Source organism: Anoxynatronum sibiricum, assembly GCF_039414295.1.
Taxonomy (GTDB): Bacteria; Bacillota; Clostridia; order Peptostreptococcales; family Tindalliaceae; genus Anoxynatronum; species Anoxynatronum sibiricum.
In genome coordinates this window covers 222,677-235,765 of the sequence record NZ_JBCITM010000003.1, presented here as the reverse complement: position 1 = coordinate 235,765, position 13,089 = coordinate 222,677, and the positions used below count along the sequence as shown (strand labels likewise).

The following is a 13,089-nucleotide window of genomic DNA, read 5'->3' as shown; positions in this document are numbered from 1 at the left end:
ACCTTTGTCTATCTGTATCTATGATTTTATTCTCTTCTCTTCATCAAGGAATAGTTTTTTGCTCTATACTTGTTTAAATTGCTAATCACTTCTATATAATGTGCAACACGATTTGTCAGTAAAATCAAAACACTGCAAGCATTGGCTTGCAGTGTTTTGTGTTGTTCTTATATTCAGTTGAGACAACTACTCATGAAGGATACCGAATGGCCGCCTGAGCCGCAGCCAGTCGGGCAATGGGAACCCTGAAGGGGGAGCACGAAACATAATCAAGTCCCAGCAAGTGGCAGAATTCAACAGAACTGGGATCACCGCCATGTTCGCCGCAAATACCTAGCTTTAGGTCGCTACGACTTTCAAGCCCCAGTTTGACAGCGGTTTTCATCAATTCTCCCACACCGCGCCGGTCAATCTGCTGGAAGGGGTCTTTTTCCAGAATGCCTTTATCCCGGTATTCTTTGATGAATTTGCCGGCATCGTCTCTGGAAAAACCATAGGTCATCTGAGTCAGATCATTGGTGCCAAAGGAGAAAAATTCGGCTTCTTTGGCAATATCATCGGCAGTGATAGCAGCTCGTGGAATTTCAATCATGGTGCCAATAAGATAGGGTACTGTTTCGCCGGTATCATTTCCCACCTGGCGAATCACTTTCAGCACCAACTCTTTCACATACTGAAGCTCTTTTATTTCGCCAATAAGAGGAATCATGATCTCTGGTATAACATGATGTCCCTCCCGCTTCAGTTGTGTGGCTGCTTCCATAATAGCCTGCACCTGCATTTCATAGATTTCAGGATAAGTGACAGCCAATCGACAGCCTCGATGTCCCAACATGGGATTCACCTCTGCCAGTTCACGAACAGTTTCTTTCAACTGAGAAACCGAAACATCCAGTTCGCCAGCCAAACGTTGAATATCAGCTTCAGCCGTGGGCAGAAACTCATGAAGCGGGGGATCGAGAAGTCTGATGGTTACAGGTCTGTCGCCCATCACTTTGAAAATGGCGACAAAATCGTCTCTTTGCATGGGCATTAGCTCTGCCAGCGCTTTACGGCGTGCGTCTTCAGTTCTCGAAAGAATCATGCGGCGCATGACTGCAATCCGGTTCTCTTCAAAAAACATGTGTTCGGTGCGGCAAAGGCCTATGCCTTCCGCTCCAAACTCAACTGCCTTGGCCGAGTCTCTCGGAGTATCGGCATTGGTGCGCACTTTCAGCTTTCGAAGATCATCTGCCCATTCCATGAGGGTCACAAAACGCCCCCCCAGCCGCGCTTCTCTGGTTGCAATCTTGCCATGATATACACAACCGGTATTTCCATCAAGGGAAATGAAGTCGCCTTCTGTTAGCGAAATCGCTTCTATTTTCATAGTTTTTTCCTGTTCGCTAATGTTCAACTCGCCGGCACCGGACACGCAACATTTTCCCATGCCCCGGGCCACCACCGCTGCGTGTGATGTCATGCCACCCTTGGCCGTGAGTATACCGGCAGATGCCACCATTCCTTCAATATCTTCAGGCGAGGTCTCATTGCGCACCAGGATAACGATTTCACCTCTGGCATGCGCATTAACCGCTTCTTCAGGGGTAAAGTAAATTTTTCCACAGGCAGCTCCCGAAGAAGCTGGAAGTCCTTTGGTGATAAGAGCAGCCTCTTCCAGTGCTTTTTCATCAAAGGTGGGGTGCAGCAGCTGGTCCAGATCAGAGGGATTCATTCGCAGAACAGCTTCTTCTTTAGTGATCAACCCTTCTTCAACCATGTCCACCGCCACCTGAATTGCGGCCTGGGCAGTTCGCTTTCCGGTACGGGTCTGCAACATGAACAGTTTGCCCCGGTTAACGGTGAACTCAATGTCCTGCATGTCCCGATAGTGTTTTTCCAAGAGCTGTGCCACTTCTTTGAACTGCTGGTATGCTTCGGGCAGCAGGTTCTTCATTTCTTCAATATCCTTTGGTGTTCTGATGCCTGCCACCACATCTTCACCCTGGGCATTTACCAGAAACTCACCATATAGTTTGTTTTCACCTGTTGAAGGATTTCGGGTAAAGGCAACACCCGTCCCGGAATCATTACCCATGTTTCCAAAAACCATCACCTGTATGTTGACCGCCGTTCCCAGGTGATGAGAAATATCATTATGCTCCCGGTAGACACGGGCACGGGGATTGTTCCATGATTTGAATACTGCTTCCACCGCCATCATGAGCTGAACCTGAGGATCTTGGGGAAAAGGTTTTCGTGTTTCCTTCTGAACCACTTTTTTAAAAGCTTCCACCAAATCCATAAAATCTTCTGCCACCAGGTCTGTATCGGAAGCGGCACCTTTTTCAGTTTTCTTTTTCTCCAAGAGACTGTCAAATTTGTATTTAGGAATCTCCAGTACCACATCACCAAACATTTGAATCAGCCGGCGGTAACTGTCAAAAGCAAACCTTTGATTGCCGGAGGTGTTTGCCAGCCCCTGAACGGTTTCATCATTCAACCCCAGGTTCAGGATGGTGTCCATCATGCCGGGCATTGAAACAACGGCGCCAGATCGAACAGAAACCAGCAAGGGGTTTTTCACTTCTCCCAGTTGATGTCCCATTTCAGTTTCCATCTCGCTCAGCTTTTGTCCGATCTGCTGCCTCAAGTCATCCCATATCATGTTCCCCTGTTCATAATATTCAATACAAGCTTCTGTGGTAATGGTGAAGCCTCCGGGCACCGGCAGCCCTATGCGGGTCATTTCCGCCAGGTTTGCGCCCTTGCCACCCAGAAGTGGTTTCATTTCCGAAGATCCTTCACGAAATGCATACACGTATTGTTTCATGACAGATGGTCACCTCCGCAGATTGTTTTCATCAAAAAGAAACTGATGAGTGTTTCACTTAACCTTTCAGCAGTCCAACCTCATAGCCAATTTCCCGGCAGATTTCCAGAATGATACTGGCACTTTCTTCCACTGCCCGGGCAGAAACGTCAATGACAGGGCAGCCTAATTTGCGCATCAGGGCATCTGCATATTCCAACTCTTCAATAATGCGCTGAATGCTGGCGTAGTTGGCATTATCCTGCAGTCCCAATGCTTTAATTCGTTCTTTTCTAATTTCTATCAGCTTGTAGGGGTCTGTTGTCAGTCCAATGATTTTTTGGGGTTTCACTTCAAAAAGCTCTTTGGGCGGCGACACTTCCGGCACCAGCGGCACGTTGGCCACTTTGATGTTTCGATGTGCCAGGTACATGCTCAGAGGAGTTTTAGAAGTTCGAGAAATGCCAATAAGAACAATATCGGCCTTTTTAAGCCCCCGGGGATCTTTCCCATCATCATATTTAACAGCAAACTCTATGGCCTCGATGCGCCGGAAATACTGTTCATCCAGTTTGCGAATCAGCCCAGCTTCTCCCTTGGGTTTCATGCATAGTCGATCTTCCAGTACATCCATCAAGCCGGCCATAAGATCGATGGCTGGCAACTTGCGCTCCTTGATTTCACGCATCAACAACTCACGCATGGCTGGCACCACCATGGTGAACAGGATAATGGTACTTTCAGGTTGTGCATCGGTCAGCATTTCAAGGAGCTGTTCCGGCTCAGACATGAAAGAATAACGCCTAATTTCATAGTTTTTAAAATCAAACTGACTGAGTGCAGCCCGGGCCACCAGCTCTGCAGTTTCTCCCACAGAGTCGGATACTATAAAAAATTTAAGCTCCTGAACTTTCATCGATCTCCTCCTTTAAAAAACAAGTCGTTTGGCCAGATAGTGAACCAGTTCGTCTATAGATACCCTTTCCTGTTCCATTGTATCACGATGGCGTACTGTCACGCACCCATCTTCCATCGAATCGAAGTCAAAAGTAATGCAGAAGGGTGTGCCCACCTCATCATTACGGCGATAGCGTTTGCCGATACTGCCGGCATCATCATATTCAATCATAAAATGTTCTGACAGCAAATCATACACTTTCATCGCATCATCACCCAGCTTTTTTGCCAGGGGCAACACAGCCGCCTTGATGGGAGCCAGAAACGGATGTAAACGCAACACCACTCGTGTATCATTTTCACCCACCTGTTCTTCATCGTAAGCATCCACCAGGAAGGCCAGCGCAACTCGATCAGCCCCAACAGATGGTTCAATGCAGTAAGGCACGTATTTTTCATTGGTTACTGGGTCCTGATAGTGGAAATCAACCCCGGAATGGGCCGCATGCTGTTTCAGGTCAAAGTCGGTACGATCGGCGATTCCCCACAGCTCACCCCATCCAAAGGGAAACCGGTATTCAATGTCGGTGGTGGCAGCACTGTAATGAGACAATTCTTCTTTTTCATGTTCACGCAGCCGTAAATTTTCAGGAGTCAGGCCCAGGCTGATGAGCCAGTTATGGCAGAAGTTGGACCAGTAATCAAACCACTCCAAGTCTGTTCCTGGTTTGCAGAAAAACTCCAACTCCATCTGTTCGAACTCCCGGGTTCGGAACGTGAAGTTCCCCGGTGTAATTTCATTGCGGAAAGATTTACCGATTTGGCCAATTCCAAAAGGAACTTTTTTGCGTGAAGATCGCTGCACATTCTTGAAATTCACGAAAATTCCCTGGGCTGTTTCGGGTCGCAGATAAATCTGTGTGCTGCTGTCTTCAGTAACTCCCTGAAATGTTTTAAACATCAGATTAAACTGCCGGATTCCTGTGAAGTTGTGAGCACTGCATTCGGGGCAGGCAATCTGATTTTCTTCAATGAAAACCGACATTTTCTCCGTGCTCCAACCATCCACGGCAGCATCGCTGGCTTCATCTCCCAAAAAATCTTCAATCAGCTTATCTGCCCGAAAACGGGATTTGCATGCTTTACAGTCCATCAACGGGTCGCTGAAACCTCCCACATGACCGGAAGCCTCCCATGTTTTTGGATTCATTAAGATAGCCGCGTCAAGACCCACATTGTGGGGGCTTTGCTGAATGAATTTTTTCCACCAGGCCTTTTTCACATTGTTTTTGAATTCGACACCCAACGGGCCGTAGTCCCAGGTATTGGCAAGACCTCCGTAAACTTCTGACCCCGGAAAAATATAACCCCTTGATTTTGCCAGCGCAACCACTTTTTCCATGCTCTTTTCCACTGCCATCATAACGACTCCTCTCATATTTGCATTCTCTTACCTGTTCATTTGACAATCTCTTTCAGTTCAGGAAGTATGGTAGCATAAAAAAATGCCTCCTGTCCCTTGTATAAGGGACGAAAGCATCATATGTCTTCCGCGGTTCCACCCTGATTGATATCGACTCAGGCGATACCCACTTTCATCAGTTCAGCTCACAGATGCCCTTCATTTCAGACTTTCGCCAGGCTTCCACCTGCCCCGGCTCGCTTTGGAAAGTAACAGAAATTACTCCTTCTGCTCATCGCTGTTTTCACCAGATTCAGTTTTAATGACTGTACCAGATTTACCTGTTTCTGTCAATGTGGTGCTGGTGTTTTCTTTCTCCCTGACCTTGATGACTGGAAGAAATCCCTGTTGCTGAAGCAGCTTCTGACTTCGGAACTGGTGGCGTTCCATATGGTAAAGCAGGTAGCTCCGCATAAGCTGTTGCAGCTCGTCATTGAGCTTTTGATGGATTTTAAGACGCACCACATCTTGAAGTGGTTTGGTTCCAAGATATCTGAGCAGTTTCAGGCAGGTAGGAGAAATGTGGGAGGCTTGGGGATCTTGGTATCGGCAGTTCCCACACAAAATCCCCCCCTGGGCCGCAGAAAAAGACCATCGCTCTGAAGTGACGATGCCACAGGCAACACAAGCCATCGTTTGTGGCGCATAGCCGCAAACCCGGGTGTAATGTACCTCAAAGGCTCTTACCAGGGTGTTCAGTTCGGTTTCGTTTCGACTGAGAAGGGTCAGTCCTGATCCAAAAAGAGAATAAAGACGGGGATGCGGCTGCCCTTCGTTGATTTCTGTATCCACCAGCTCCACCAGGTAAGCCGCTTCCATCAACCGCTGATAATCTTCTCGTAGGGGATAAAAAATCTGCTTTGCCTCCACCTGGTTAACTGTATAGAGGCTTCGTCCCTGGTAAAGCAGAAAATCAGAATGACAAAAAGGCTGAATGCCCGCCAGCATTTGACTTTTAGCACGACGCGAACCTTTGGCAACTGCACTTATTTTTCCCAGCTTTCGACTGAAAAGCACGATAAGACTGTCTGCTTCTCTGTACTTTTGGCTTCTCAGTACAAATGCTTCCGTTTTAATCAGCATCAAGGGCCGCCGCCTTTATTCGTCGTAACCAAAGTCCCGCAAAGAGGCCGCTTGATCACGCCAGCCTTCTTTCACTTTTACCCACAGCTCCAGATACACTTTCACTCCCAGAAAACGCTCCATATCCTCCCGGGCACTTTTGCCGATTCCTTTTAACTTGCGGCCATTTTTCCCAATGATCATCCCCTTGTGGGATTTCTTTTCACAGAAGATGGTGGCCTGCACTTCCATCAGCTGTTTTTCTTCATTGAGTCTCATGCGCTCCGTCATTACCGCCACCCCATGGGGTATTTCCTGCTCCAGATACTGGAGTACTTTTTCACGAATAAGTTCCGCCATAATCACCCGCTCCGGCTGATCTGTGATCATATCTTCAGGGAAGTACCGGGGACCTTCAGGAAGGTGTGCTTCCAGTTCCCGCAACAACTGCTCCAGATTCACTCCCAGTGTCGCCGAAAGGGGAATAATCCGTTGAAAACGACCGGTAGTTTCATAAAGACCGTAGCAATGATCCAGCTGCTCGCCGTTGGAAAGGTCAATTTTATTAATCACCAGTATCACCGGTGTTTTAATCTCTGCCAACATCTCCATAATATACCGGTCTCCCGGACCAATGTCGTTTTCCGGTTCCACCAAATACAAAATGACATCAACATCATTCAGGGTATTCATGGCACTTTGCATCATAAAGTCGCCCAGCTTGTTTTTGGGGCGGTGAAGCCCCGGTGTGTCCACCAGTACCATCTGGCTGCCGGGCCGATTCAGTACCCCTCGAATACTGTTGCGGGTGGTCTGGGGTTTCGAAGACATGATGGCGACTTTTTCGCCGACCAGTCGATTCATAAGGGTCGATTTCCCAACGTTGGGGCGACCCACCACAGCTACAAATCCTGACTTAAAGGTCATGTGAACGAACTCCTTCCCCGCTGTTTTCCAGGTCATCGGGTGTAAAAGAATGGGGAAGTATGTCATTCATTGTATAAACCCGGTAGTCTTCCGGTGTTTTGGCAACAATGATTTCCAGCTCCTTTCCAAATTCCACCATTACCTGCCTGCAAATACCGCAGGGGAAAGTGTAAGCATTTGGATCCCCCACCACTGCGATGGTCTTAAAGCGACGCTCGCCTTCGGATACTGCTTTAAAGATGGCTGTGCGCTCTGCACAATTCGTGCCGCCATAGGAAGCGCACTCCACGTTGCATCCGGTATACACTTTGCCGGAGACTCCAAGCAGAGCTGCTCCCACTTTGAATTGAGAATATGGAACGTAAGCATTTTCTCTCACTTCAAGGGCTATCTGAATCAATTCCTGGTGTGTCATTTTTTTCATCCTCTCTCATAGGGCGCCTCTTTACCATTAGTGAAATCAAGTTTGTCAGGCATATTTGCTATTTAAGGTGTTTCGGTTGTTTCCGCAGGTTTAAGAAGCGTGATTTCCTGACGTTCCGGAAAAATAGCAATATAGGTTTTTCCGGGATTCATGGCAAGGGGAAGACCTGTTTTGGCTTCAACATAGCGGGTGGGTTGATTATAGGCTGCCTTACTCCATTCTATGGCAACTGTGCGCCCTTCTGAAATGTAATGGCCTTTGCCACTTCCAACAATGTTGATCTCCCGGCGGCCGGCATCATCACCAGGAATCACGAAAATATTAGTGCGCTGGACTATCAGGTTGGCAAAACGCAACGGTTCGCCCGACAGTTCATCAAGATGAGGTTCTCCCGACTGATATTTGATGTATTCCCGAGTTTCGGGGTCGTAATCAAAAGTTGATATGTAGGCATTTGAAAAGGGGATCGTCACATAGTCGGCCCGCTGACCCAAGGGTGCTTTAGGTTCACTTCGAAATAGCAGTCCACTTTCAAAATCGTCGGCCACTTCTCTGCGATAACCTGCTTTTTCCCAAGCCTCTTCAATCAGCTCATGACTGGTGTAGACGCTGTGTTCCAGCATCCGGGGAATGGAGCGCCGTTCCGGGTCTCTCCAACTTAGCACACCGTCAGGCTTTGGCAGTCCGTCAAGATTTGGTGCTTTCATACGACTAATGTAGTCATAGGCTTGGGGGCTGCCACCATAGTGCATGTAGAGTGCATCGTGGCTGGCGGCCATATCCAGATAATAGTGACGGGCACTGCGAATGGGACCGATTTTCGCTGCATCATACACATGAAAAACCGCCAGCAAGCGGGTGATGTTTCCTTCAGCCAGGGTTTCATAGATGATGTCAGCCTGAGAGATGCCGCTTTGAGGGTAGGCTACTCTGATATTATTGATTTGCATGGCCACGGGACGCACCTTAACCATTTCTTCAGGAATCCACAAGCCAGTGAGCGGGCTCTTTGCCATTCCCTCTGGAATGGGATCTGGTTCCGGTTCTTCTGTCATGATTTCTTCAACAATGGTTTCTTCCAGTTCTGCAGGGTCTTCCTGAGGTGCTGATGATCCACATGCGACGGACCACAGAGAAACCACCAGAAGCAACAGTATCAGCCATTTGATTCGATTCTTCAAGGGATGCCTTCCTCCTTAGCGTGTCTTGATTCTTGTGATTTGGAACGCTTGATTGATTTATTCTAGCTTAAAGAAAAAACTGAAACAGCAAGACGGTCACCAACAAGCCCAAAAGAGCACCTGCAGCAACTTCCAGCAAACTGTGGATCTTCCCTTCCACACGACTCTGAGACACCAACACCGCCAGCAGAAAAGACAGGCTGGCAACCAGGACATGATTCGATATAAAGGTGATGGCAGTCGCCGTTGCAAAAGCCAGGGCTGCGTGACCACTGGGCATGCCGCCAGACATTGGCGTTCCTTTCCCCCGGCCAAAATACGCTTTGGCGCCAATGGTGGCCAGCACCACCACCATCAGGGCAATAAAGGTGATATGTATATCTGACTGACGAACTGTTTCAAGCACTTGTTTAGAAAGGGGATTGAGATGCTGAAAAAACAGCAGATAAGCTACAATTAGTGCATTGAGGGCTGCGATCAGCACTGCCCCGGCAGCCACGTTTTTAGCAATCTTGGCAAAAATATTGTATTGATCAGTCATCAGATCAATGGCTGACTCAATGGCGGTGTTAATCATTTCCGTCACCAGCACCAAAGAAATGGTGGCAATGAGGATCACCAGTTCCAGTCGGGTCAAATGAAAAAAGAGGCTCATGACCAGAACTCCCACGGCCGCTGCCACATGGATTTTCATGTTGCGCTGTGTTTTCAGTGCGTAAATGATTCCTTGAAAAGCGTAGTTGAAGCTGTCCATGAGATTTCGTGATTTCATGCCGGTCCTCCCGGCGGCCTAGCGGATCAATGCCAGCCGCTTCATGATGGTCTCTTCTTTTTCCCGCATCATCTGCTTGTCTTTCTCTGTCATATGATCATATCCCATAAGATGCAGGGTGCTGTGTACCACCAGGTAGATCATTTCCCGGTCAACACTGTGTCCATACTCGGTTGCCTGGTCTACCATTTTCTCAACAGATATGACAATGTCTCCCAGCAGTTTTTCAGGGGCGTTGTCAGTCGTATCCATGGGAAAGGAGAGCACGTCGGTGGGTTGGTCCTTGCCCCTATAATCACGGTTCAGAGTCTGAATTTCTTCATTCATAACAAATGAAAGGCTGACTTCGAAATCTTTCGGCCAGTCTTCCAGTTCATAGCAGGCAGTCACTGCCTGCTGAATCAGCTGTTCCTGTTGGAGTGTCAACGTGATGATATCTTGCCGATGATCAATGTCGATGAGAATGTCTCTTTGATTCATGGTGATTTTCCTTTCAGTTCCTTAAGATCCATTTCCGGGTATTGGATGCGCTCATGAAGGATCCCAGCCAGAATCCGGGTGAAAGTTTTGCGAACTTCTTTCAACTCTGTCAGGGTTAATTGACTGTCTTCCAGCTGACCATCATCCAGTTTGCCCTGAATGATCTTCTGCACCATTTGTTCGATTCTGTCCCGTGTGGGGTTTTCCATGCTGCGAACTGCGGCTTCCACCGAGTCGGCCAACATTAAGATCGCCGTCTCTCTGCTCTGAGGGATCGGACCATTATAACGATACATGTGTTCATCAATTTTCTCAGGCTCACTACTGGCACTTTTAGCTTTGTGAAAAAAATATGCTGCCAATGTGGTGCCGTGATGTTCTTCGATAAACGCTCTGATTTTGACAGGCAACCGGTGCTTCACTGCAATTTCCAGGCCTTCTTTCACATGCCCTGTGATAATGAGGGCACTGAGAGATGGTGCCAGTTTATCATGGGGATTCTCCATCATATACTGGTTTTCTTTGAAAAAGAAAGGACGTTTCAGTTTGCCGATATCATGATAGAAAGCTCCTGTGCGTACCAGAAGTCCGTCACCGCCAACAGCATTCACGGCAGATTCTGCCAGATTTCCCACAACAATACTGTGATGGTATGTTCCCGGCGCCTCCATAAGCAACCGTTTCAACAAGGGATGGGATGGGTTAGACAGCTCAATGAGCTTTAAGGGTGTTAGAATCGAAAACGTATATTCCCAGAAAGGCAGGGACCCTATGGTTAAAACCGCACACAAAATACCGTTGAGAAAAGCATAGATCAAATCCATCCACAAACGAACACTTTCGTGCATGCCCACCAGGCGGAATACAGCGACCATCACCACATTTGCCGCTCCGATAATGACACCTGAAATGAAAATATTGCCCCGTTGCTGAGTATTCATCATACTGAGCACTCCAGCCGTGCCACCCACCAGGCCCATCATAATCATTAGAACGTTGTTCCCGGTGGAAAGCCCCACCAAAAGGGTAATCATGGTATTCGCCATCAGCGCCAGTCGGGGGTCTACCAGCAGTGATAACAGCATAGCTCCTGCAGCTGTTGGAATCAGATAGGGAGACAAGATAAAAATGGGGCGTGTCATCAGACTGATGAGGGTGATAATGAGGACAATCAGAAGCAGTTTGTCCAACTGATGCAACAGAACTGGATGAAATTGCCACAGATAACCCACAAACAACAGCATTACCAAGAGCACCACCAGGGTGATGCCGGCATAAAGCAGGTAGTTTGGTTGATACTCACCCTCCACCAGTCCCAGCTCACGCATGAGAGCCAGTCGGTCAGCAGTCACCCGGTCACCCTGACGCAGAATAGCCTCGCCCCGACGGATCACCACCGGTTCAATGCTTTCCTCCGCTTCCTGACGGGCATTTTCTGTCGCTTCCACATTTAAAAACTCGTTGGGGCGAATAGTTGAGTTGATAATAGTCACGGCTGTTTCCCTTAAGTTTTCCTCGAACTCTGTCAGGGTACCGACATATTCCCGAATCTGACCTTTCTCCCATTGTAAATCTGCCACTTTGATACCCTGGTTCATTCGCTGGGCAATTATTTCATAGAGATAGTTCTGCAAATTCTGTAGCCTTTCCACCGGTGTTTCTGCCAAAACCAACAGTTGGTATCCAGTGATTCCCAGCATGTTGTCCTGCAGTTCGGCCACTATTTCTTCCGGTGTCACTTCTTCCATTTCACGAACTTCAAAGACCAAATCAAACAGCGAATCGATATCTCTTTTTACTTCTGGGTAAATTCCCTGGTCCAGCCGATAAACAGGCTCAACACGACTCATGGCTTCTGAACGCAGCTGCTGGGTGCGGTGCTGATCCACGATCAACTTTGGTGATAACACTTCTTCAGGGGCTGCCTGACCGACACGCAAATCATATTTGGGTGGCTGAAGACTTGCCAAGAGCGTAAAAAAGAGCACCAAGAAAAAAAGCAGACACATCAGTACATATCCTGCGATCCGCTTCATTTCCAGCCTTCCCGATTCTGCAGGTGTCCCCTTTTTCCTTTTCTTCCATCCATCTATCAATGTCATACCGGACCTCCTGATGGTGTCTTCTATTTCTGTGACTCCGAGGCTTCGTAGGCCCGGATGATTTTCTGCACCAGCGTGTGCCTCACCACATCTTTATCATTCAAATAAACAATGCCAATCTCTGGGATACTTTTGACTACATCCAATGCTTCCACTAAGCCGGATGACTTACCCCTTGGCAAGTCAATCTGCGTAATATCACCGGTCACCACTGCCTTTGACCCAATACCCAGGCGGGTCAAAAACATTTTCATCTGTTCCCGGGTGGTATTTTGGGCCTCGTCAAGTATCACAAAGGCATGATCCAGTGTTCGCCCTCTCATATACGCCAATGGCGCCACTTCAATAAGTCCCCGTTCCATATACTTCTGGAACTTATCGACTCCCAAAATGTCGAAAAGGGAATCGTAGAGAGGCCGCAGGTATGGGTCAATTTTATCTTTCAGGTCTCCAGGTAAAAAGCCCAGGCTTTCGCCGGCTTCAATCGCCGGTCGTGTGAGGATAATTTTGTTCACTTCTCTGCTTCCAAATGCTTTCACCGCCATGGCGACGGCCAGATAAGTTTTGCCTGTTCCTGCAGGACCAATGCCAAAGGCGAGGTCTTTCTGCTGCATCGTTCGAATGTAATGGGCCTGACCCAATGTTTTGGACTTTATCATGCGGCCTTTAGCCGTCATGTAGACCGGCTCTTCCATAAACCGGTTCATGTGCTCCACCTGATCATCCTGAATCAAACTGATGAGGTAGGCCACTTTCTGGGGAGTCAATGTCTCTCCTTTGTCTTTTGCGGCCAGCAGACCTTCCACCAGTTGTGTCGCTGCTTTAATTCCGGCATCCGGCCCCAGAAGCAAAACGGCTTCCTGGCGTGCAACCATCTCAACACCAAAGGCTTCTTTGACAAGTCTGGCGTGTTCGTCTGCCGAACCAAAAAGCGCCTGCATCCATTCCGCTTTGGTCACGGGAATAGATCTTTGAGCTGTCTGATTCAAAT

Annotated in this window: 11 protein-coding genes and 1 other annotated feature; all 11 genes read right to left on the bottom strand. The window is 48.1% G+C overall.

Annotated elements, in window-relative coordinates; translation table 11 throughout:
• Positions 1–190: 190 nt before the first annotated feature.
• Positions 191–2,812: a pyruvate, phosphate dikinase gene (gene ppdK, locus AAIG11_RS04760; protein WP_343185099.1), complete on the bottom strand. Its 2,622-nt coding sequence runs from the start codon at positions 2,810–2,812 to the stop codon at positions 191–193.
• Between the two features lie 58 nt (positions 2,813–2,870).
• Positions 2,871–3,707: a pyruvate, water dikinase regulatory protein gene (locus AAIG11_RS04755; protein WP_343185098.1), complete on the bottom strand. Its 837-nt coding sequence runs from the start codon at positions 3,705–3,707 to the stop codon at positions 2,871–2,873.
• Positions 3,708–3,719: 12 nt separating this feature from the next.
• On the bottom strand, positions 3,720–5,108 hold the full coding sequence (locus AAIG11_RS04750) for a glycine--tRNA ligase (protein WP_343185097.1): 1,389 nt from the start codon (positions 5,106–5,108) through the stop codon (positions 3,720–3,722).
• A 103-nt stretch (positions 5,109–5,211) separates the two neighbouring features.
• Positions 5,212–5,395: a binding site (T-box leader), on the bottom strand.
• Positions 5,370–6,233 carry a DNA repair protein RecO gene (gene recO / locus AAIG11_RS04745; RefSeq protein ID WP_343185096.1) on the bottom strand — a complete coding sequence of 288 codons (864 nt, stop codon included), beginning with the start codon at positions 6,231–6,233 and terminating at the stop codon, positions 5,370–5,372. It overlaps the preceding feature by 26 nt.
• Before the next feature lie 15 nt (positions 6,234–6,248).
• A complete protein-coding gene (gene era, locus AAIG11_RS04740) occupies positions 6,249–7,139 on the bottom strand; it encodes a GTPase Era (protein WP_343185095.1) in 891 nt (296 codons plus the stop codon).
• Positions 7,129–7,554 (bottom strand): cytidine deaminase, encoded by a 426-nt coding sequence (locus AAIG11_RS04735; RefSeq protein WP_343185094.1) that lies wholly within the window; start codon positions 7,552–7,554, stop codon positions 7,129–7,131. The genes era and AAIG11_RS04735 overlap by 11 nt, the downstream gene beginning before the upstream one ends.
• A gap of 71 nt (positions 7,555–7,625) precedes the next feature.
• Entirely contained in the window at positions 7,626–8,744 is a 1,119-nt protein-coding gene (locus AAIG11_RS04730; RefSeq protein ID WP_343185093.1) for a DUF3048 domain-containing protein, read from the bottom strand.
• 67 nt (positions 8,745–8,811) lie between these two features.
• On the bottom strand, positions 8,812–9,516 hold the full coding sequence (locus AAIG11_RS04725) for a diacylglycerol kinase (protein ID WP_343185092.1): 705 nt from the start codon (positions 9,514–9,516) through the stop codon (positions 8,812–8,814).
• A gap of 18 nt (positions 9,517–9,534) precedes the next feature.
• A complete protein-coding gene (gene ybeY, locus AAIG11_RS04720; RefSeq protein WP_343185091.1) occupies positions 9,535–9,996 on the bottom strand; it encodes an rRNA maturation RNase YbeY in 462 nt (153 codons plus the stop codon).
• A complete protein-coding gene (locus tag AAIG11_RS04715) occupies positions 9,993–12,098 on the bottom strand; it encodes an HD family phosphohydrolase (protein WP_343185090.1) in 2,106 nt (701 codons plus the stop codon). Before AAIG11_RS04715 ends, ybeY begins: the two co-directional genes overlap by 4 nt.
• Positions 12,099–12,121: 23 nt before the next feature.
• Positions 12,122–13,039, bottom strand: a complete 918-nt coding sequence (locus AAIG11_RS04710) for a PhoH family protein (protein ID WP_484477158.1) — start codon at positions 13,037–13,039, stop codon at positions 12,122–12,124.
• Positions 13,040–13,089: the final 50 nt, after the last annotated feature.